This window comes from Chelatococcus caeni (assembly GCF_014196925.1).
Taxonomy (GTDB): Bacteria; Pseudomonadota; Alphaproteobacteria; order Rhizobiales; family Beijerinckiaceae; genus Chelatococcus_A; species Chelatococcus_A caeni.
In genome coordinates, this window is sequence record NZ_JACIEN010000003.1 from 123287 (window position 1) to 141955 (window position 18669).

Annotated in this window: 22 protein-coding genes and 3 tRNA genes; 13 read left to right on the top strand and 12 right to left on the bottom strand. The window is 68.6% G+C overall.

Going from position 1 to position 18669, the window contains the following annotated elements:
• Positions 1-106: 106 nt before the first annotated feature.
• Positions 107-180, bottom strand: a tRNA-Gly gene (locus GGR16_RS13455).
• Between the two features lie 19 nt (positions 181-199).
• Positions 200-284, bottom strand: a tRNA-Tyr gene (locus GGR16_RS13460).
• Between the two features lie 195 nt (positions 285-479).
• Here GGR16_RS13460 and GGR16_RS13465 point away from each other — a divergent pair.
• Together GGR16_RS13465 and GGR16_RS13470 are read left to right on the top strand one after the other, a co-directional pair.
• Complete coding sequence (locus GGR16_RS13465) at positions 480-1346, top strand: TrmH family RNA methyltransferase (RefSeq protein WP_019403225.1); 867 nt, start codon at positions 480-482, stop codon at positions 1344-1346.
• Positions 1347-1681: 335 nt separating this feature from the next.
• Positions 1682-3355: an MFS transporter gene (locus tag GGR16_RS13470; protein ID WP_183317235.1), complete on the top strand. Its 1674-nt coding sequence runs from the start codon at positions 1682-1684 to the stop codon at positions 3353-3355.
• A gap of 85 nt (positions 3356-3440) precedes the next feature.
• Here the strand turns inward: GGR16_RS13470 and GGR16_RS13475 are convergent, their stop codons facing one another.
• From GGR16_RS13475 to GGR16_RS13485, 3 genes are all read right to left on the bottom strand, one after another.
• Complete coding sequence (locus GGR16_RS13475) at positions 3441-3800, bottom strand: hypothetical protein (RefSeq protein ID WP_183316949.1); 360 nt, start codon at positions 3798-3800, stop codon at positions 3441-3443.
• Positions 3801-4007: 207 nt separating this feature from the next.
• The gene (locus GGR16_RS13480) at positions 4008-4313 is read right to left on the bottom strand and encodes a hypothetical protein (protein WP_183316950.1); all 306 of its coding nucleotides are present in this window, start codon (positions 4311-4313) and stop codon (positions 4008-4010) included.
• A gap of 184 nt (positions 4314-4497) precedes the next feature.
• A tRNA-Thr gene (locus GGR16_RS13485) sits at positions 4498-4573 on the bottom strand.
• 113 nt (positions 4574-4686) lie between these two features.
• On the opposite strand from GGR16_RS13485, the gene GGR16_RS13490 reads away from it, so the two are divergent.
• From GGR16_RS13490 to infA, 3 genes are all read left to right on the top strand, one after another.
• Complete coding sequence (locus GGR16_RS13490; protein ID WP_183316951.1) at positions 4687-4893, top strand: hypothetical protein; 207 nt, start codon at positions 4687-4689, stop codon at positions 4891-4893.
• A 198-nt stretch (positions 4894-5091) separates the two neighbouring features.
• Positions 5092-5349: a glycine zipper domain-containing protein gene (locus GGR16_RS13495; protein WP_019403230.1), complete on the top strand. Its 258-nt coding sequence runs from the start codon at positions 5092-5094 to the stop codon at positions 5347-5349.
• Between the two features lie 630 nt (positions 5350-5979).
• Positions 5980-6258 (top strand): translation initiation factor IF-1, encoded by a 279-nt coding sequence (infA, locus tag GGR16_RS13500; protein ID WP_019403232.1) that lies wholly within the window; start codon positions 5980-5982, stop codon positions 6256-6258.
• 65 nt (positions 6259-6323) lie between these two features.
• Here infA and GGR16_RS13505 read toward each other — a convergent pair whose 3' ends face one another.
• Positions 6324-6635, bottom strand: coding sequence for a hypothetical protein (locus GGR16_RS13505; protein WP_019403233.1), 312 nt, complete (start codon positions 6633-6635; stop codon positions 6324-6326).
• Between the two features lie 322 nt (positions 6636-6957).
• On the opposite strand from GGR16_RS13505, the gene GGR16_RS13510 reads away from it, so the two are divergent.
• Positions 6958-7887: an MBL fold metallo-hydrolase gene (locus GGR16_RS13510; RefSeq protein WP_183316952.1), complete on the top strand. Its 930-nt coding sequence runs from the start codon at positions 6958-6960 to the stop codon at positions 7885-7887.
• Between the two features lie 153 nt (positions 7888-8040).
• Positions 8041-8814, top strand: coding sequence for an NAD kinase (locus GGR16_RS13515; protein ID WP_019403235.1), 774 nt, complete (start codon positions 8041-8043; stop codon positions 8812-8814).
• Between the two features lie 5 nt (positions 8815-8819).
• Here GGR16_RS13515 and GGR16_RS13520 read toward each other — a convergent pair whose 3' ends face one another.
• The gene (locus tag GGR16_RS13520; protein ID WP_183316953.1) at positions 8820-10043 is read right to left on the bottom strand and encodes a DUF2336 domain-containing protein; all 1224 of its coding nucleotides are present in this window, start codon (positions 10041-10043) and stop codon (positions 8820-8822) included.
• Positions 10044-10232: 189 nt separating this feature from the next.
• Between GGR16_RS13520 and GGR16_RS13525 the strand changes: the two genes are divergently transcribed.
• Positions 10233-10724 (top strand): MaoC family dehydratase, encoded by a 492-nt coding sequence (locus GGR16_RS13525; protein WP_019403237.1) that lies wholly within the window; start codon positions 10233-10235, stop codon positions 10722-10724.
• 5 nt (positions 10725-10729) lie between these two features.
• Entirely contained in the window at positions 10730-11605 is an 876-nt protein-coding gene (locus tag GGR16_RS13530) for an HpcH/HpaI aldolase/citrate lyase family protein (protein WP_183316954.1), read from the top strand.
• Positions 11606-11702: 97 nt separating this feature from the next.
• On the opposite strand, the gene GGR16_RS13535 is transcribed toward GGR16_RS13530, so the two are convergent.
• Both GGR16_RS13535 and GGR16_RS13540 read right to left on the bottom strand, forming a co-directional pair.
• Positions 11703-12311 carry a flavin reductase family protein gene (locus GGR16_RS13535; RefSeq protein WP_019403239.1) on the bottom strand — a complete coding sequence of 203 codons (609 nt, stop codon included), beginning with the start codon at positions 12309-12311 and terminating at the stop codon, positions 11703-11705.
• A 5-nt stretch (positions 12312-12316) separates the two neighbouring features.
• Positions 12317-12889, bottom strand: a complete 573-nt coding sequence (locus GGR16_RS13540) for a nitroreductase family protein (RefSeq protein WP_183316955.1) — start codon at positions 12887-12889, stop codon at positions 12317-12319.
• A gap of 252 nt (positions 12890-13141) precedes the next feature.
• On the opposite strand from GGR16_RS13540, the gene GGR16_RS13545 reads away from it, so the two are divergent.
• From GGR16_RS13545 to GGR16_RS13555, 3 genes are all read left to right on the top strand, one after another.
• On the top strand, positions 13142-14026 hold the full coding sequence (locus GGR16_RS13545; RefSeq protein ID WP_183316956.1) for a hypothetical protein: 885 nt from the start codon (positions 13142-13144) through the stop codon (positions 14024-14026).
• A 97-nt stretch (positions 14027-14123) separates the two neighbouring features.
• Entirely contained in the window at positions 14124-14321 is a 198-nt protein-coding gene (locus GGR16_RS13550) for a type II toxin-antitoxin system VapB family antitoxin (protein ID WP_019403242.1), read from the top strand.
• Complete coding sequence (locus GGR16_RS13555; protein ID WP_019403243.1) at positions 14318-14701, top strand: type II toxin-antitoxin system VapC family toxin; 384 nt, start codon at positions 14318-14320, stop codon at positions 14699-14701. The genes GGR16_RS13550 and GGR16_RS13555 overlap by 4 nt, the downstream gene beginning before the upstream one ends.
• A gap of 55 nt (positions 14702-14756) precedes the next feature.
• Here the strand turns inward: GGR16_RS13555 and thrS are convergent, their stop codons facing one another.
• Together thrS and yidD are read right to left on the bottom strand one after the other, a co-directional pair.
• Positions 14757-16748: a threonine--tRNA ligase gene (gene thrS / locus GGR16_RS13560; RefSeq protein ID WP_183316957.1), complete on the bottom strand. Its 1992-nt coding sequence runs from the start codon at positions 16746-16748 to the stop codon at positions 14757-14759.
• Positions 16749-16800: 52 nt separating this feature from the next.
• On the bottom strand, positions 16801-17169 hold the full coding sequence (gene yidD, locus GGR16_RS13565) for a membrane protein insertion efficiency factor YidD (RefSeq protein ID WP_019403245.1): 369 nt from the start codon (positions 17167-17169) through the stop codon (positions 16801-16803).
• A gap of 130 nt (positions 17170-17299) precedes the next feature.
• Between yidD and GGR16_RS13570 the strand changes: the two genes are divergently transcribed.
• The gene (locus tag GGR16_RS13570; RefSeq protein ID WP_019403246.1) at positions 17300-18148 is read left to right on the top strand and encodes a MipA/OmpV family protein; all 849 of its coding nucleotides are present in this window, start codon (positions 17300-17302) and stop codon (positions 18146-18148) included.
• A gap of 25 nt (positions 18149-18173) precedes the next feature.
• Here the strand turns inward: GGR16_RS13570 and GGR16_RS13575 are convergent, their stop codons facing one another.
• Entirely contained in the window at positions 18174-18629 is a 456-nt protein-coding gene (locus GGR16_RS13575; RefSeq protein ID WP_019403247.1) for an iron-sulfur cluster assembly scaffold protein, read from the bottom strand.
• Positions 18630-18669: the final 40 nt, after the last annotated feature.

Genomic DNA, 18669 nt, shown 5'->3' on the forward strand with positions numbered 1-18669 from the left:
AGCCTTTAGCCCGAGCCGGTCGAGATTGTCGAGTCCCCGTCCGCCCGCGCGCCATCTGCCGGCTTCGACCGCAGGAGAGCTCTGATCGAAACGATGCGGAAGGCGGTGGAGCGGGTGAAGGGAATCGAACCCTCGTCATCAGCTTGGAAGGCTGCTGCTCTACCATTGAGCTACACCCGCGCACTGGCTGCTTCGGGAATGGTGGAGGGGGTTGGATTCGAACCAACGTAGGCGTAGCCAACGGATTTACAGTCCGTCCCCTTTAACCACTCGGGCACCCCTCCGACTCAATCCTCGGAAGCACCGCCGGGCGGCGCGCCGAGCCGCCGCATGCTTCACGAAAACCTTCGGAACGCGACGACGCCGACAGCGCGGGGCCTCTTATGGTGAGGCCGATCCCCGGTGTCAACACAAAACCAACTGGCATCCACGGCTCTCTCGTGCCACAGGAGGCTCAGCCAATCCCCGGACCAAGATCGATGACCAGCGACAAGGCCCCGCCGGCCGGACAGACGACCAGGAAACCAGCCCGCAAGGGAAAGCCGCCCACGACGGGCGGCCGCGGCCCGCGCTTCGGCAAGGCCGGCAAGCCGGGGGGCGGCCGGGGCGCGCCGCGCCGCGCCGGGCCGCCGGGCGCCATCGATGTCGCGATCCTCTACGGCTGGCATCCCGTCGTGGAGGCCCTCGGCAATCCACAGCGCCGCCCGCGCCGCCTGATGGCCACCGAGAACGCCCACAAGCGGCTGCTGGAGCGATTCGAGCACCTGCCGATCGCGCCCGAGATCGTCCGGCCCGGCGAGATCGACCGGCTGCTCGAGCCCGATGCCGTCCACCAGGGCCTGCTGCTCGAGGTCGATCCGCTTCCCTCCCCGGCCATCGATTCGCTGCCGGCGGATGCGCTCGTCCTCGTGCTCGACCAGATCACGGATCCGCACAACGTCGGCGCCATCGTCCGCACGGCGGCCGCCTTCTCCGTCGCGGCCATCGTCACCACGGCCCGCCACAGCCCGGCGGCGACGGGCGTGCTCGCCAAGTCGGCCTCGGGCGGGCTCGAGCACGTGCCCTTCATCGTGGTGCGCAATCTCGCCGAGGCCATGCTCGCCCTGCGCGAGCGTGGCTTCCAGCTCGTCGGCCTCGATTCGGCTGGGCCGGCGCCGCTCGGCGACATCCCCCTCGCACGCCCGCTCGGCCTCGTCCTCGGCGCCGAGGGCAAGGGGCTGCGCCAGCTGACCCGCGAGCGCTGCAGCGATCTCGCCCGCCTCGACATGCCCGGCGCCATCAAGAGCCTCAATGTCTCCAACGCCGCCGCCATCGCCCTCTATGCGGCGAGCCGCGCCGCCGGCTGACCTGGGCGGCTGAACATGCTGCGCCGCACTATTGCGGCGCACTTAAGACTTTGGAATGACGACCAATTGTCGAGCGACAGATTAGAAGGCCGCTCTTAAGCTTTCACTCACCTTCCCGGCTGTGATCAGTCGCGAAAGCGGCGCGGGGCACTCCCCGTGCCGAATGAGGGAAACAGCCCGTTGTCGGGCGGCCGTGGGCGCCAGATCCACCGATCGTCTCGTCGATCGCAAGACCGCGCGGCAGAGGGCCGGAGGTCCGGCTGCCGTGCGGCGTTCGCTCGTCGCCTCGGCCGGCTGCAGGTCATGGAACATTCCAAGGAGCCTCGGCCATGAGCATGGCAAACGCAACGGCGACGGGTGTCAAGGCCCGGCCGATGACCCGGGAGGAGAAGAAGGTCATCTTCGCCTCCTCGCTCGGCACCGTATTCGAGTGGTATGATTTCTATCTCTACGGCTCGCTGTCGGCGATCATCGCCGCGCAGTTCTTCTCCGGCGTCAATCCGACCGCAGGCTTCATCTTCGCGCTGATGGCCTTCGCCGCCGGCTTTGCGGTGCGGCCCTTCGGCGCGCTCGTCTTCGGCCGCCTCGGCGACCTCGTCGGCCGCAAGTATACCTTCCTCGTCACCATCGTGCTGATGGGCCTGTCGACCTTCATCGTCGGTGTCCTGCCCACCTATGCGACGTGGGGCATTCTTGCGCCCGTCATCCTCATCATCCTGCGCCTCGTGCAGGGTCTGGCGCTCGGCGGCGAATATGGCGGCGCGGCGACCTATGTCGCCGAACACGCGCCCCAGGGCCGGCGCGGCTATTACACCAGCTTCATCCAGACGACGGCGACGCTCGGCCTCTTCCTGTCGCTCATCGTCATCCTCGGCACCCGCACCTATCTCGGCGAGGAAGCCTTCGCGGCCTGGGGCTGGCGCATTCCGTTCCTGATCTCCATCGTGCTGCTCGGCATCTCGATCTGGATCCGGCTGCAGCTGCAGGAATCGCCCGCCTTCAAGCAGATGAAGGAGGACGGCACCCAGTCCAAGGCGCCGCTGACGGAGGCCTTCGGCACCTGGAAGAACGCCAAGGTCGGCCTGCTCGCCCTCTTCGGCAGCACGTCGGGCCAGGCCGTCGTCTGGTACACGGGCCAGTTCTACGCCCTCTTCTTCCTCACCCAGACGCTGAAGGTCGATGCCGCCACGGCGAACATCCTCATCGCCATCTCGCTCGCCATCGGCACGCCGTTCTTCATCTTCTTCGGCTGGCTGTCGGACAAGGTGGGCCGCAAGCCGATCATCCTCGGCGGCTGCCTGATCGCGGCGATCGCCTATTTCCCGCTGTTCAACGGCCTGACGAAGTTCGCCAATCCCGACCTCGCGGCGGCGCAGGCGAGCGCCCCGGTGACGGTCGTCGCCGACCCGTCGGAATGCTCGTTCCAGTTCAACCCGGTCGGCACGGCGCAGTTCCGCTCCTCGTGCGACATCGCCAAGAGCTTCCTCGCCCGCAACTCGGTGAACTATTCGAACGAGGCGGCTCCCGCCGGCACGGTGGCGCAGGTCAAGGTCGGCGACCAGGTCATCGCCTCCTTCGACGGCCTGGCGCTCGACGCCGGCGCCTTCAAGGAGCAGAGCGCGGCCTTCAATACGAAGCTGACCGAGGTCATCCGCGCCGCCGGCTATCCGGCCAAGGCCGACCCGGCGAAGATGAACACGGTCGCCATCGTCGCCATCCTGACGCTGCTCGTCCTCTTCGTGACGATGGTGTACGGCCCGATCGCCGCCCAGCTCGTCGAGCTCTTCCCGACGCGCATCCGCTACTCGGGCATGTCGCTGCCCTACCACATCGGCAACGGCTGGTTCGGCGGCTTCCTGCCCACGACGGCCTTCGCCATGGTGGCTGCGACCGGCGATATCTACTACGGCCTCTGGTACCCGATCGTGGTCGCCCTCATGACCTTCGTCGTCGGCCTGCTCTTCGTGCCCGAGACGAAGGACCGCGACATCTTCAAGTACGAAGGCTGACACAACCAGGGCCTGACGGCTCCCCAAACGAAAGGCCCCGCCGGTCTCCCGGCGGGGCCTTTTCGCTATTGGCGGCAGGCGAAGGTCAGTCGCAGACCGTGAACCGGCGAACGCGCCAGCCCCAGCCGTCCACCCACACCCGGCGGGTCTGCACGAAGCACTCCGGCCCATAGTCGTAGTAGGCCGGGCCGGGGCCGTAGGCGTAAGGCGGCGGGCCGTAGTCGTAGGCGGGCGCGGGATAGCCGTAGGCGGGCCGCGCAGCGGAGGCGGCCAGCGCGCCGACGGCGAGGCCGCCGATGATGCCGGCGGCCACGGCCGCCCCGGCGTTGCCGCCGCGGCGGTAGCGCGCCTCGGCCTCTCCGGTGGTCGCGGCAAAGGCCCCGGCCAGGGTCAAGCCGGCAAGGCCGAGCGCGGCGACCTTTCTAGCCTTGAGCGGGAACATCATGGTTCTTCTCCCAAACCGGGGAGCGCCCCGCACTCCCCCTTCAGCGTCATCGTGGGGATGCTATTCTCCTGTGGCTGAACGCCGGATGAACCATCCCTGTTCCCTATTCGTCACCCGCACTGCGGCAATTTGCGGACAAACGCGAAGGCCGGCGGGGGATTCTCGCCGGCCTTCGTGCTGCCAGATCGGGACGGTGGGGACGCGGCTTCAGTCGCAAACGGTGGTACGCCGTGTGGTCCAGCCGTAGCCGGGCACGAACACGCGTTCGCGGACCTTGTAGCAGTACGGGTCGGCCACATAGACCGGACCCGGGTAGCCGTAGGCCGGCCGCGCCGCCGAGGCGGCGAGCGCGCCGATGGCAAGGCCGCCGATGACGCCGGCGGCGACGGCGCCGCCGCCGTAGTAACGGCCGCGCCACCGGGCCTCGGCCTCGCCGGTCGTGGCGACGAAGCTCGCGCCGATCGTGGCGCAGGCGAGCGGGATAGCAAGGATCTTCAGGCTCATGCGGCTCATCGTTCCATCCTCCGGTTGCACCCGCCGCATCCCGCCCGGGGACTGCGGATGTCGGATGTGATGGAACTGTGCTCCCGCACCCGGCATGACGCCGTGCGCCGCCACACGACCCGTTTGCAGCGGGTCCGGGCGATCGACGATGCAGTTGACGTGGAAAAGAAGCGGGCCGGCCGGATGAGCAAGATGGTGCCGGTTGTCAGACTCGAACTGACGACCTACCGCTTACAAGGCGGTTGCTCTACCAACTGAGCTAAACCGGCGCCGGTCCACGCATTTCGGCTAACAGGCTTCGCCCGCGGCCGCAAGAGGCAATGGCTGCGGGGAACCCGGCGGGAGCAACGCCGCATCAAAGAGGACGAAATTCGGGAAAGCCATGGGCGTCGATCGGTCGGACCTGTCGGAGGAGGAATGGGAAGCCCTGCAGCGCCTCAACCGCGGCGCGCCGGAGGCAGACCTCATCCCTCCGCTCATGCGGCACCTCCTCCTTGAACTCGGCCTGGCGGTCGAGCGGCCGTCGCGCATCGTGATCAGCGACAGGGGCAAGAAGCTGATCCGTCTCCACCGCGACGATCGAAGATGAACAGCCGGCGCTTTGCACGTTCAGGTAGCGTGCACCCGAGTTGAGGCGATGGAGAGAAAGCGTCGCGCCTTGGAACCAACGCGCAGATGGTGCGTTTTGCTTTGCGGAAGCACTCATGGCGGAAGCACTCCTGGCGACTGCGCGACGAGATGCCCTTCCAGAAGCACCAGGAAGACGAAAATCCGAAAGGATGACCACATGACGAAATATATTGTCTGCGCCGCTGTGGCCCTCACCCTTGCTGCGTGCAACACCCCGGAGGAAAGGGCTGTTGGCGGCGCGCTGATCGGCGGTGCGGCCGGTGCGGCCGTCGGCGGAGCGACGACGGGAACGACCGGAGGTGCGGTCGTGGGCGGCGCGATCGGCGCGGCCGGCGGCGCCATGGTCGGGGCCGCCACGGGCCAGCAGTGCGAATATTATTACTACCGCGGCCGCCGTTACCGCGAGTGCTACTGAGCCAGCCCGGCCCGGTGACGGGCCCCGCGACCGTCGCCCGCACGCACGAGCCGCTGCGGGCGACGTCGCTTTGAGGCAGGACACTGAAGGAGCACGGGGGATCGCGTAGCCCTCGGCGACCGATGGCTTCCGCAGGGAGGCCATCCCATCAGAACAACGGAGGCGAGAGATGGCCGATGAACCGGAACTCACCCCCCGCGAAGCCCGGCAGGGTCGGCTCGGATTGCCGGTCCTGATCATCCTGCTCTCGAGCCTCGCCCTGGCGGTGCTCGCATGGCTCTTCCTGTAGCGCGGACGTGATGGCCTGCCCGCACCGGCCGGACTGCTTTTGTTGGCATTGAGGGCACAAAGTGTGCTATGAGCCCCGCCGGTGGCGCCGTTCCGGCCGGCCTCGTGCCCGCAAAGGCACCCCGGACGCCTCGGCCGTGTTCCCCGACCGTACCGGTGGCGCCGCCATGGCATGCCGCACAGTCCAAAGGCCTGTTAAAGGCGCGCCGAACGGCGGGCGATCGTTGGCCGGCTCATCCCGTGAGCCCGACGGGCGTCCTCCGGGACGTGTGTCCCGCCCCGTCGGAGCGCACGGCCGTGCGGTAATGAAGCGGATCGTCCGCGTTCTGAAAGGAAGAGCTGTTGTCGAAAGAAGATACCATCGAGTTTGAAGGCACTGTTGTCGACGTGCTGCCCGACGGCAAGTTTCGCGTCGTCCTCGAGAACGACCACGAAATTCTGGCCTATATCGCGGGCCGCATGAAGCGTCACCGCATCCGCACCCTCGCCGGTGATCGTGTGACCGTCGAGATGACGCCCTACGACATGGACAAGGGCCGCATCACCTTCCGTCACAAGACCGACGGCGGTGGACCCGGCCCCGGTGCGGCACGGCGCGGCCCTCCGCCGCGGCGGCGCTGAGCGGGCGCGATCGGCTTCATCCCGACCCGAGGGCCGGCGTCGCGCCGCTCACGGCGTGGCTTCTGTTATCTGTGGTCCCTGGGCACGCCGCGCCCTTCGATGTGCCGCTCGTCCTCGCGGCGCACGATCGAGTATTCGGCATCGATCACCATGTCGTCGGCGCGCCCCCCGGGGCGCTGCCCGCGCCACTTCATCCACAGGTGATAGCCGAGCCCGGCGACGACGACGACCGGCAGCACGACGAGAAAAACGCCGGCTGCAACGATGGCGAGCGTGACGACGAGCGCCAGCCCCACCGCCGCGGCGAGCCAAAGCTGCCAGCGGGACAGGCGCACGATGCGCATCTGCGGGCCGAAACGGGGGTCGTACCCCTGCATGATCTGATCCTTCTCCATCTCTGGCCGCGAACACATCACGCCCACCGGGCGAGAATATGATGTCGCGATGCCGCCCGTGCCAGTGGCGCGGCATTTTCCCCCGACACAACCCAGGGTCACACACTTGTGACGCGGATGCGGATCGACCCCCGGCGCGGCCTGTGGCCCTTATCGACGTGCCGCGCTGGCCAGGTCCGACGGGCTTGCAAGTGCCCTCCGGGCCGGAAATCGCCGGCAAGAATGTCATCGACACGAGGAGGAACAGGCAGCCATGCTAGATCGTCGCAGTCTACTCGTTTCGGCCGCCGCGGCCGGCAGCGCCATGACCATTCCTGCCTCTGCCTCCGCCCAGACGCTTCCCGCCACCTCGCCGGTCGAGCCCGACCGCCAGGCGCCCGGCTTCTACCGCTACAAGGTCGGCGACCTGCTGATCACCGCGGTTAACGACGGCGTGGGCCGCCGCCCGATCGACGGCTTCATCCGCAATGCGGAGCTCGATGATGTCCAGGGCGCGCTCGACGCCGCCTTCCTGCCGCGCGACAACATCACCATCCCCTTTACCACCCTCGTCATCGACCGAGGCGGCAAGCTGACGCTGATCGACACCGGCAACGGCGATTCGGGCGCGCCGACGAGCGGCCTCTGGATGGCGAACTTCCGCGCCGCCGGCTTCGACCCCGCGGCCGTCGAGACCGTCGTCATCAGCCATTTCCATGGCGATCACATCAACGGGCTGAGGCTCAAGGACGGCACGGCCGTCTTCCCGAGCGCCGAGGTGCTGGTGCCCGAAGCCGAATGGGCCTTCTGGATGGACGACGCCAAGATGGCCGCGGCACCCGACGGCATGAAGGGCGCCTTCCAGAACGTGCGCCGCGTCTTCGGCCCCATCGCGGGCGACGTGAAGCAGTTCAAGGCCGACAGCGAAGTGGTGCCCAACGTGACGGCCGTCGCCGCCTACGGCCACACGCCGGGCCATACGGTCTTCGCCGTCACCGCCGGCGAGGGGCGGCTCATGGTGATGAGCGACACCACCAACCACCCCGCCCTCTTCGTCCGCAATCCCGAGTGGCAGGCCATCTTCGACATGGACGGGGACATGGCGCGCGAGACGCGCAAGCGCCTGCTCGACATGGCGGCGAGCGAGAAGATGCAGGTGGCCTTCTACCACGCTCCCTTCCCGGCGACCGGCCATATCGCCCGCGACGGCGACGGCTTCGCCTTCGTGCCGGTGGCCTGGAGCCCCATCATCTGAACATGCGGACCGGCGCGGCATCCTCCGCGCCGCGTCCCCTCCGGCATCCTTGCTGGACGGGACGCCCCCATTGCGGCTATGGGTCTCCTCCCCGCCGATGGATGCGTCGGGCGCCCGCCCGCGCTGTTTCGGCCTGCCAGGACAGGGGCGCCCATGGCCCGCCGATTCGGTAAGATCGCCATCGTCGCGAGCGACGCGCCCGAGGCGCAGAAGGCCGCGGCCAATCTCGTCTCCCGCTACGGCACCCACCCGCCGGACGAAGCCGACGCGATCGTCGCCCTCGGCGGCGACGGGCTGATGCTGCAGACGCTGCACCGCTTTATGGGCACCGGCAAGCCGATCTACGGCATGAACCGCGGCTCGGTCGGCTTCCTGATGAACGAGTTCCACGAGAACGACCTCGTGGACCGGCTGGAGGAGGCCGAGCGCAGCGTGGTGCACCCCCTGCTGATGATCGCGCACGATGCGGCCGGCATGCCGCACCAGGCGCGCGCCATCAACGAGGTCTCCATGCTGCGCCAGACCTTCCAGGCGGCGAAGCTGCGCGTCTATGTCGACGGCCTCGTGCGGCTCGAGGAGCTGACGGCGGACGGCCTGCTGGTCGCCACGCCGGCCGGCTCGACGGCCTACAACCTGTCGGCCAACGGCCCGATCCTGCCGCTCAACGCCACGCTCCTCGCGCTGACGCCGATTTCCGCCTTCCGCCCGCGGCGCTGGCGCGGCGCCCTGCTGCCGGACCATGCGCGCGTGCGCGTCGACGTGCTCGAAGCCGACAAGCGCCCGGTCAGCGCCGTGGCCGACCACACGGAGTTCCGCTCCGTGACGCGGGTCGACATCGCCATGGACCGCAGCGTCGACCTCGTCATGCTGCACGACCCCGGCCACAGCCTGGACGAGCGCATCCTGCGCGAGCAGTTCGGCTACTGACCGCCTCAGGCGGCGATGAGCCGCGATGCCGGCCGCTGCCCGTCGATGACGGCGCGGTCCGCCTCGATCAGGGCGCCGAGCGCCGCATTCTCCACAAGGCGCGCCGCCGTGCCCCGCGCCTCCTCCCGCGCGACCTCGGCCTCGAAGCGCCGCAGCAGCGCCGTCAATGCATCCCCGTCTGCATCGCCGCGCGACGTGCAGGCGGCGATCACGCGCTCCAGGATCGGACGGGACAGGCCGACGGAACCACCTTCCTCCCACCGGTGGCCGGAGCACGCCCGGCAGGCGGACCAGGCGGCGAGAAAGGCCGGCCGCAGGGCACCGGGGATACCGGCCCGTTCCAGCAGGGCCTCGCGCCCCCGTCCGCGCTCGTCTCCGGCGAGCGCCGCCACCCGTCCCGGCGGCACCTCGGCGAGTTCCGCCAGCGCACAGGCGAACAGCCGCTCCTCGCCGCTGAGGAGCCCGCGCAGCAGCAGTCGCGGCGTCAGCCGGCCCTCCTGCCGCAGCTGCCGCACGAGCGCCGCGAGAGAGGGCTCGTCCGGCGCCGTCGCGGCGATGGTCAGCACCGTCCGTTCGCCCGCTTCGCGTGCGGCGCCTTCCGCGCGTTCCATGCCGAGCCAGCGGCGCCCGGTAACGAAGGCCGTCAGCTGCTCGGCGACGGCCACCGCGATCCGCTGGCGCACGGCGGCCGGCAGGTCCGGGCGCGCCAGCAACGCCTCGCGCAGCACCGGCAGCTTCGCATGGCGCTCGAGCATGCGGTGCATCAGGAACTCGGGCAGGACCGCGCTGTGGTTCTCGGCCAGCGCGACGAGCGCATCCGGCGCGCCGACCGCGACGAGCGCCGTGGCGACGGCGAGCGGCAGCCCGGGGCGGACCGCAACGGCCGTCTGGGCGAGGGCATCGCCCGCCTCCACGCAATCGACGAGGTCGGAGGCCATGAGCAGCGGCGAGCGGGCGAGGACGAGCGCCGCGACGTCGCTCTGGTCGCGCGCGAGCGCCAGCAGGAGATGGCGCGGAATGTCGAGCTCGGATCCGAGTTCGCGCGCAAGGGCGCGCCGCACGGCCGAGGAGGTGTCGTCGAGGAGGCTGAGCAGCGCCGCCTCCGCCTCCCGCCGCTCCTCGGGCGAGAGCCGGGCCGAGACATAGGCACGGGCGAGCGCCCCCGCCCCTCGCGCCCGTTCGCTCGCCGCGGCGGAGCGAACCCAGAGCAGAAAGCGGCGGATGATCATTGCCCCAATCCCAAGCGGCGGGTGCGGCCGGAGCCCCGCCGGTCCGCACATCCACCAAAGCCATATGTGCATATCGCGGTTTTCCCCCAGGCACGGGAACGGGGAAGAGTGCGATATGGCTCGCCTCGCAGCATGGGGCGGTTATGGTAAACGAAGTCTGAACACGGCAACCGGAGGGACCTCTACTCCATGACGGCGCAGGCAAACGGCAGTCCGCATCCGCGCGGCGGGCTCTACTTCGAAGACTTCAGCGTCGGCCAGCTCATCCGCCATCGCCTCACGCGAACCGTGACGCAGATGGACAACATGCTGTTCTCCAACATGACGCTCAATCCCCAGCCCCTGCACATCGATGCGCATTTCTGCGCCACCGAGACCGAATGGGGCCGCCCGCTGATGAACTCGCTGTTCACCCTCGGCCTGATGATCGGCATTTCGGTCAACGACACCACGGTCGGCACCACCATCGCCAATCTCGGCATGACGGACGTGCGCTTCCCCGCGCCCCTCTTCGAGGGCGACACCATCAACGTGACGACGGAGGTCGTCGCCGTGCGCTCCTCGCAGTCGCGTCCCGACGCCGGCATCGTCGACTTCCTGCACCGCGCCTACAAGCAGGACGGCACGCTCGTCGCCGAATGCCGGCGGCAGGCCTTCATGCGCAAGCGCCCGGCGGTGTGACGGCCATGCGCTCGCTGCTCTTCGTCCCCGGCGACAGCCGCAGGAAGCTCGACAAGGGGCTGACGGCCGGGGCGGACGCCCTGATCCTCGACCTCGAGGATTCCGTCGCGCTGTCGGAGAAGGAAACCGCCCGGCGCGTCACCGCCGACTTCCTGCGCGATGTCGGCAACCAGCCGGCGCGGCCGCTGCTCTACGTGCGCATCAACGCCCTCGACAGCGGCCTGAGCGAAGGGGATCTCGACGCCGTCATGGCGGCGGGGCCAGACGGCATCGTGCTGCCGAAGGCCGCCGGCGGCACCGACGTGTCGCATCTCGGCGCCAAGATCGCCGTGCGCGAGGCCGAATTCGGCCTCGCCGACGGCAAGACCCGCATTCTCGCCATCGGCACGGAGACGGCCCGCGGCGTCTTCGCCCTCGGCACCTATGCCGGCGCGAGCCACCGCCTCACGGGCCTTGCCTGGGGCGGCGAGGATCTCTCCGCCGACCTTGGGGCCGAGACGAACCGCCTGCCCGACGGCCGCTACGCCGAGCCCTATCGCCTCGCCCGTTCGCTGACCCTCATGGGCGCCGCGGCGGCTGGCGTCGATGCGGTCGACGCCGTCTTCACCAATTTCCGCGATCTCGACGGGCTCGCCGCCGAATGCGAGGCGGCGCGACGCGACGGCTTCGTCGCCAAGATGGCCATCCACCCCGCCCAGGTGCCGGTCATCAATGCCGCCTTCACGCCGACGCCCGAGGCCATGGCCGAGGCCCGCGCCATCGTGGAGGCCTTCGCGGCCAATCCGCAGGCCGGCGTCCTTGCCGTCGACGGCGAGATGGTCGACCGTCCGCACCTGAAGCGCGCCGAGCGCGTGCTGGCGCGTGCGCCGAAGGAGGGGTGAAGCTCAAACCCTGCAGACGGCGGGTCCGACAGCGCGGCGTGTCCCCTCTCCCCGTTAACGGGGAGGGGGAGCAGTCGCACTGCGGAACCGGCCGTCCCTAGTTCCCGCCCTTCGGCCGCACGAGGGAGAACACCTCGTCGACGACGCTGTAGTCGTGGTAGCCGAGCCGGGCGATGGGCTGCATGGCGGCGGTGTCGACGAGCCCGTCCCTGAGGTAGCGGTCGTCGATATAGATGCCGACGACCTGGCCCAGCACCAGCCAGCGGTCGAGGGCGCGCCCGTCCATGTCTTCCAGCCGGATGATCTGCAGGCGCTTGCACTCGAGCGCCGCCGCGATGCCGCGCACGCGCGGCGGCTTGACGAAGCGCGACGGCTCCGGCGCGAGCCCCGCCGCCTCGAATTCGCTGACGCCGCGCGGCAGCGGCGCCGAGGTCGCGTTCATGGCGTCGCGCAGCGGATAGGTCGCGATGTTGCAGACGAACTCGCCCGTCTCGGCGATGAAGGCGACGGAATCCTTTTGCCCCTCGCTGGAGAAGCCGACGATGGCCGGATAGGTCGAGAAGGCGTTGAAGAAGCTGTAGGGCGCGAGATTGGCCTCTCCCCGCTCGTTGAGCGACGAGATCCAGCCGATCGGCCGCGGCGCCACGAGCGCCTTGAAGGGGTCGTGCGGCAGCCCGTGGTCGCGGGCGACGGCGTCGTAGATCATGGGCCCTACTCGCCGAAACGGGTGACGATGGAGGCAAGCTCCGGGCGCGGCCGGTCCGCCGGCGTCTCGCTGGCCGTGCCGATGTGGACGAAGCCGGCGATGCGCTCGCTGGCGGCAAGGCCGAGCGCCTCGAGCACGCGCCGGTCATAGGCGTACCACTCGGTGATCCAGCTCGTGGCGAAGCCCATCGCATTGGCCGCGACGACGAGGTTCATGCACACCGCGCCGGACGACAGCACCTGTTCCCACTCGGGGATCTTCGCATGCGGCGCGGCGCGCGAGACGACCGCGACGACGAGCGGCGCGCCCGTCAGGCGCTCGCGCTCGGCGGCGAGCCGCTTCTCGTCCGCCTCCGGATTGTCCGCGGCGAAGGCGGCCGCGATGATCTCCCCGGCCTTCACACGGGCCTCGCCCGAAAAGACGATGAAGCGCCAGGGGACGAGCTTGCCGTGGTCGGGCACCCGCGCGGCGAGGGTCAGGAGCGTGTTGAGTTCGTCCTCGCTCGGCGCCGGGGCCTGCATCTGGCGGGCGGCCACGGACCGGCGCGCGCTGAGGAGTTCGATCGTTGCATTCGACATCGGCTCTTCGCTCCAGGCTGGAACTGTTTGAAAAAGCGTTGTTTCGGCGCCTCGTGCCCGCCGTTGTCATCGCGGCTCCGCCGCCCTGCGTCAACGCCGTCGCGCGCATGGCCGCCTGCGCGGCGATGCCTCCGGCGCGAGGCCGTGCCAAGGCGCGATGCCACCTTCCATTCACAATTGGGTGGCAACTGCTCGCCGGGGCGCTTATGGAAAGATCTCTCCGGCTCCCGGCACGAACGGAAAACCAGCAACGTGATCAAGGTCTTCAATCGCTGGAGCGCACTTGCCCTGATGGCGTTCGGGCTGCCTTTCCTCGCGGCCGGCGCCCTTGCGCAGGTGCCCCCGCGGCTGCAGAACGCGCCGCCGCCGCAGCTCCAGGACACGCAAGGCACCGCGACCCTCTATCTGAGCGCCGTCTTCTCCGGCGAGACCAAGCCGATCGGGGAAGGGCTCGTCTGGCGCGTCTATGCCGATGCGCCGGACGGCGAGGACTTCAAGATCGTGATCAAGTCGCAGGACGCTTCGCCCTCCGTCACCCTGCCCAAGGGCGACTACCGCATCCACGCGGCCTACGGCTTCGCCAGCGCCACGCGCCGCGTCTCCCTGACGCGCGACACCGTCGAACGGCTGACCATCTCGGCCGGCGGCCTGCGCATCCACGGCGCCATCGGCGCGAACCCCATCCCACCCGAGAAGATGACCTTTTCGGTCTTCGTGCCCGTCGGCAACAATGACGAAGGACGCCTCGTCGTCGAGAAGGCGCGCTCCGGCTCGGTCGTGCGCCTGCCGGAGGGGACCTACCACGTCGTCTCCAGCTACGGCGATTCCAATGCCCTCATGCGGGCCGACCTCAAGGTCGAGAACGGCAAGCTCACCGACGCCACGCTCAACCACCGCGCCGCCACGGTGACGCTGAAGCTCGTCCGTGCCGCGGGCGGCGAAGCCTTCGCCGGCACGGCCTTCAGCGTGCTGACGCCGGGCGGCGACGTCATCCGCGAGGAGATCGGCGCCTTCCCGTCCTTCATCCTGGCCGAAGGCGAATACGTCGTCATCGCCCGCCACGAGGGGCAGGTCTACACGCGCGAATTCACCGTCGAGAGCGGCCAGGACCGCGACATCGAGGTGGTGGCACGGTAAGGGATCGGCTCGGCAACATGCCGGGAAGAAACGGGCCGCGCATGGTTAGGCCCGTCGAATGATGCTATCGTCGGCCTCTCCTGAGGATGACAGCACCATGCGCATGACCGTGGCCCTTGATGATGATCTTCTGGCGAAGGCTCAGGCCTTCACCGGCCTCAAGGAAACGTCCGCCCTCATGCGAGAGGCGCTCAAGGCGCTGATCGAGCGGGAAAGCGCACGCCGTCTCGCCCGTCTCGGCGGCACCGAACCTGATCTTGAGATTGCACCGCGGCGGCGTATGACGCCCCGATGATCCTCGTCGATACGTCGGTTTGGGTCGATCACCTGCGCACCGGCGAGGAAACGCTTGCCGCCTTGCTCGATCATGGCCGCGTGTTGACGCATCCGTTTGTCATCGGGGAGCTGGCACTCGGCTTCCTGCGCCAGCGCCAGGCAATCCTCCCGGCGCTTCAAGGGCTACCGCACGCAAGTCTCGCCACCGATGCCGAAGTGCTGGCGTTCATCGACGAGCACGCGCTGGCTGGACTCGGCATCGGCTATGTCGATGCCCACTTGCTGGCGTCCACCCGGCTGACCGCCGGATCGACCCTCTGGAGCCGCGACAAGCGGCTTGCCCGCGTTGCCGAGCGACTGGAGCTGGCTTGGCAGGGTGGACTTTTGCCGCCCCCTTGATGCAGCAGGCGGGTGCAAGCTCCCTCTCCTTCTGCAAGGAGAGGGAGCCAGCCGATCAGGCCACGGCCTGCTTGAGCGCCGGCGTCTCGGCACGCTCGCGGCGGATGTCGGGCGGCACGGATTCCTCGACCAGCGAGGCGAGCGCCTCGTCGAGCGTCATCGACACCTGCTGCTGCGAGCCGAGCCGGCGGATGGAAACCGTGCGCTCGGCCGCCTCCTTCTTGCCGACGACGACGAGCACCGGCACCTTGGCGAGCGAGTGCTCGCGCACCTTGTAGGTGATCTTCTCGTTGCGCAGATCGACGTCACCGCGCAGGCCGGCCTTCTTCGCCGCCTTCAGCACCTCGAGCGCATAGTCGTCCGCCTCCGAGGTGATGGTGCACACCATCAGCTGCTGCGGCGCCAGCCACAGCGGGAAATGCCCGGCGAAATGCTCGATGAGGATGCCGGCGAAGCGCTCCATCGAGCCGCAGATGGCCCGGTGCACCATCACCGGCGTCTTCTTCTGCCCGTCCTGGTCGACATAGAAGGCGCCGAAGCGCTCCGGCAGGTTGAAGTCCACCTGCGTCGTGCCGCACTGCCAGTCGCGGCCGATGGCGTCACGCAGCACATATTCGAACTTCGGCCCGTAGAAGGCGCCCTCGCCCGGGTTGATGCTCGTCCTGATGCGGTTGCCCGACTGGGCGGCGATCTGCTCGAGCACCTTGCCCATCACCTCCTCGGCGTGGTCCCACAGGGCGTCGGAGCCGACGCGCTTCTCCGGCCGCGTGGAGAGCTTGACCACGATCTCGTCGAAGCCGAAGTCGGCATAGGTCGACAAGATGAGATCGTTGATCTTCAGGCACTCCTCGGCGAGCTGGTCCTCCGTGCAGAAGACATGCGCATCGTCCTGCGTGAAGGCGCGCACGCGCATCAGCCCGTGCAGCGCGCCCGACGGCTCGTAGCGGTGCACGGCGCCGAATTCGGCGAGCCGGAGCGGCAGGTCGCGGTAGGACTTGAGCCCGTGCTTGAAGATCTGCACGTGGCCCGGGCAGTTCATGGGCTTGATGGCGAAGACGCGCTCGTCCTCCGTCTCGTCGCCGGCCGAGGTCGCCGCGAACATGTTCTCGCGATACCAGCCCCAATGGCCCGAGATCTCCCACAGCGACTTGTCGAGGAGCTGCGGCGCGTTCACCTCCTCATAGTCGGCGGCGAGGCGCCGGCGCATGTAGCTGATGAGGCTCTGGAACAGCGTCCAGCCCTTGGGATGCCAGAAGACGGTGCCCGGCCCCTCCTCCTGGAAGTGGAACAGGTCCATCTCCCGCCCGAGGCGGCGATGGTCGCGCTTCTCGGCTTCTTCGAGCTGCCTGAGATAGGCGTCGAGGTCCTCCTGGCTGGCCCAGGCGGTGCCGTAGATGCGGGTCAGCATCGGATTGTTCGAATCGCCGCGCCAATAGGCGCCGGCCACCTTCATCAGCTTGAAGGCGGACCCGACCTTGCCCACGCTCGTCATGTGCGGCCCGCGGCAGAGATCCAGCCATTCGCCCTGCCGGTAGATCTTCAGCGTCTCGCCGGGCGGGATGGCATCGACCAGCTCGACCTTGAAGGCCTCGCCCTTCGTCTCGAAATGCGACCGCGCCTGCTCGCGTGACCATTCCTCCTTGGTGAAGGCGGCATCGCGCGCGATGATCTCGCGCATCTTCGCCTCGATCACCGGGAAGTCCTCCGGCGTGAAGGGCTTCTCGCGATAGAAGTCGTAGTAGAAGCCGTTCTCGATGACGGGGCCGATGGTCACCTGCGTGCCGGGAAAGAGCGTCTGCACCGCCTCGGCGAGCACGTGGGCGCAGTCGTGCCGGATGAGCTCGAGCGCGCGCGGATCGTCACGCGAGACGAACTCGATCCTGGCGTCGCGCGTGATCGGGTCGGCAAGGTCGGCGAGGTTGCCGTCGAGCGCCATGGCCACCGTGCGCTTGGCGAGCGACTTGGCGATGCCTTCGGCGACTTCGCGCCCGGAAATGCCTTGGGGGAACTGGCGCGCGGCGCCATCGGGAAAGGTCAGCGTAATCATCAACAGTCTCCCGCTCACTCCTGCAAACGACGGCAGGTAAGCGCTTCTCGTCTCAAGGTTGTCCGGACGGGGTTCCTTGCGGCGGCGAGGCACCGTCGCCGTCCGGTTCGACGGCCTCGCAGGCGAAGGCCGGCGGCGCATTGACGCCGCGCCAGCGCCCATAGGTCCACGGCTTATACCAGGCGCTTGCCGGCGGCAACGCCTCCGGCACCAGATCGATGCCGCTCGTGCCGAGCGGCGTGCAGCGGCAGATCCGGGCGAAACCCATCCACCCGCCGGCCCACAGGCCGTGCGCCTGGATCGCCTCGTCCGTATAGGCCGAGCAGCTCGGCCAGTGCCGGCACTGGCGCCCGACGAAAGCCGACAGCGTGAGCTGGTAGCCACGGATGATAAGATGCGCTATCCACTGACCGGGATTCATGTCTCTCGCCGCTGGGGAATCGCCTTCCATATGGTTACGCTCGGAGCAGGCGCCACGTTTCGCGTCGTTTTCGCCACGAAACGTTAACTGCGCTGCGCGAGAGTGCCGGCATTCGTTCAGGAGTAGCACATTGTCTGGCAGCCGCGTCGCTTTTGCCGCCACCCTGGCCGCTTCGGCCCTCGGCGTTTTCGCATTGTCGTCCACCTCCGCCCTCGCCCAGTCGTCCCGCCCCTATGAGACGACCTTCGCCGGCGAACCGGTGGGACCCAACGACTGGATCCTCACGATCAAGGGCAATGCCCAGGTCACGCCCCAATACCAGGGATCCGACAAGTCGAGCTTCGTCGCCTTTCCCTCCTTCACCATCCGCCGCGCTACCGAGCCCAAGCGCTTCGCGGCGCCGGACGACGGAGTGAGCCTCACCTTCTACGGCAACCCGCTCGTCAGCTTCGGCGTCGTCGCCGCCTATCAGGGCGGCCGCTACTACCAGGACGACCGGCGCCTCTACGGCCTGTCGAAGATCAACTGGACGATCGAGCCCGGCGTCTTCGTCGAGCTGTGGCCGACCGAGCAGCTGCGCGCCCGCTTCGAGATCCGCCACGGCCTCAACGGCAGCGGCTTCGTCGGCAGCGTCGGCCTCGACTGGGTGCAGAAGATCGATCGCTTCACCATCTCCGGTGGCCCGCGCGTCGTCCTCGCCGACAGCGGCTACATGGACAAATACTACGGCGTGACGCCCTACGAGGCCGCGATCAACGGCCGGGTCTGGCCCTTCAAGGCCGACGGCGGCGTGCGCTCCGTCGGCGCGGCGGCCGCCGTGTCCTACGACTGGAGCGACGAGTGGAACGCCACCGTCTTCGGCCGCTACGACTACCTGACCGGCGATGCGGGCAAGAGCCCGATCGTGCGCGCCTTTGGCTCACGCAACCAGTTCAGCGTCGGCGTCACCGCCGCCTATTCGTTCAAGACCACCTGGTGAGAAGGGCGCAACGGCGCCGGGGATATCAGGCCCCGGCGGCCGGCGCTTCGGCTTTCGCCGCCAGAGCCTTGTCGACGGCCTCGACGACGGCATCGAAGGTCAGCAGCGTCGAGGCGTGCCGGGCCTTGTAGTCGCGCACCGGCTCGAGCACAGCGAGCTCCGCCCAGCGCCCGCCTGGCGGCGGGCCGTTGTCCTTGAGCATGCGCCGCATCGTCTCGCGCAATTCGCGCAGTTCCGCCGCATCCGCCCCGATGACGTTGCGCGCCATGATGGACGACGACGCCTGGCCGAGGGCGCAGGCCTTCACATCATGGGCGAAGTCGCTGACGCGCCCGTCGTCGAGCAACACGTCGACGGTGACCGTCGACCCGCAGAGCTTGGAATGGGCGGTGGCGCTGCCATGCGGCGCGGCAAGCCGCCCGAGCCGCGGAATGTCCGCCGCCAGTTCCAGAATGCGCCTGTTGTAGATATCCGAGAGCATATCCGCTCCAACCTGACGGATTTGGTTCCATCCGTGCCGG

Excerpts from the sequence above, each read along its gene's own strand:
- GGR16_RS13470 (WP_183317235.1), top strand. The coding sequence starts at position 1,682 with ATGGCAAACGCAACGGCGACGGGTGTCAAGGCCCGGCCGATGACCCGG.
- GGR16_RS13550 (WP_019403242.1), top strand. The coding sequence starts at position 14,124 with ATGCGCATGACCGTGGCCCTTGATGATGATCTTCTGGCGAAGGCTCAG.
- thrS (WP_183316957.1), bottom strand. The coding sequence starts at position 16,748 with ATGATTACGCTGACCTTTCCCGATGGCGCCGCGCGCCAGTTCCCCCAA.
- GGR16_RS13490 (WP_183316951.1), top strand. The coding sequence starts at position 4,687 with ATGGGCGTCGATCGGTCGGACCTGTCGGAGGAGGAATGGGAAGCCCTG.
- GGR16_RS13465 (WP_019403225.1), top strand. The coding sequence starts at position 480 with ATGACCAGCGACAAGGCCCCGCCGGCCGGACAGACGACCAGGAAACCA.
- GGR16_RS13495 (WP_019403230.1), top strand. The coding sequence starts at position 5,092 with ATGACGAAATATATTGTCTGCGCCGCTGTGGCCCTCACCCTTGCTGCG.
- GGR16_RS13510 (WP_183316952.1), top strand. The coding sequence starts at position 6,958 with ATGACCATTCCTGCCTCTGCCTCCGCCCAGACGCTTCCCGCCACCTCG.
- GGR16_RS13525 (WP_019403237.1), top strand. The coding sequence starts at position 10,233 with ATGACGGCGCAGGCAAACGGCAGTCCGCATCCGCGCGGCGGGCTCTAC.
- GGR16_RS13515 (WP_019403235.1), top strand. The coding sequence starts at position 8,041 with ATGGCCCGCCGATTCGGTAAGATCGCCATCGTCGCGAGCGACGCGCCC.
- GGR16_RS13505 (WP_019403233.1), bottom strand. The coding sequence starts at position 6,635 with ATGCAGGGGTACGACCCCCGTTTCGGCCCGCAGATGCGCATCGTGCGC.
- GGR16_RS13575 (WP_019403247.1), bottom strand. The coding sequence starts at position 18,629 with ATGCTCTCGGATATCTACAACAGGCGCATTCTGGAACTGGCGGCGGAC.
- GGR16_RS13480 (WP_183316950.1), bottom strand. The coding sequence starts at position 4,313 with ATGAGCCGCATGAGCCTGAAGATCCTTGCTATCCCGCTCGCCTGCGCC.
- GGR16_RS13535 (WP_019403239.1), bottom strand. The coding sequence starts at position 12,311 with ATGATCTACGACGCCGTCGCCCGCGACCACGGGCTGCCGCACGACCCC.
- GGR16_RS13475 (WP_183316949.1), bottom strand. The coding sequence starts at position 3,800 with ATGATGTTCCCGCTCAAGGCTAGAAAGGTCGCCGCGCTCGGCCTTGCC.
- GGR16_RS13530 (WP_183316954.1), top strand. The coding sequence starts at position 10,730 with ATGCGCTCGCTGCTCTTCGTCCCCGGCGACAGCCGCAGGAAGCTCGAC.
- GGR16_RS13520 (WP_183316953.1), bottom strand. The coding sequence starts at position 10,043 with ATGATCATCCGCCGCTTTCTGCTCTGGGTTCGCTCCGCCGCGGCGAGC.
- GGR16_RS13555 (WP_019403243.1), top strand. The coding sequence starts at position 14,318 with ATGATCCTCGTCGATACGTCGGTTTGGGTCGATCACCTGCGCACCGGC.
- yidD (WP_019403245.1), bottom strand. The coding sequence starts at position 17,169 with ATGAATCCCGGTCAGTGGATAGCGCATCTTATCATCCGTGGCTACCAG.
- GGR16_RS13540 (WP_183316955.1), bottom strand. The coding sequence starts at position 12,889 with ATGTCGAATGCAACGATCGAACTCCTCAGCGCGCGCCGGTCCGTGGCC.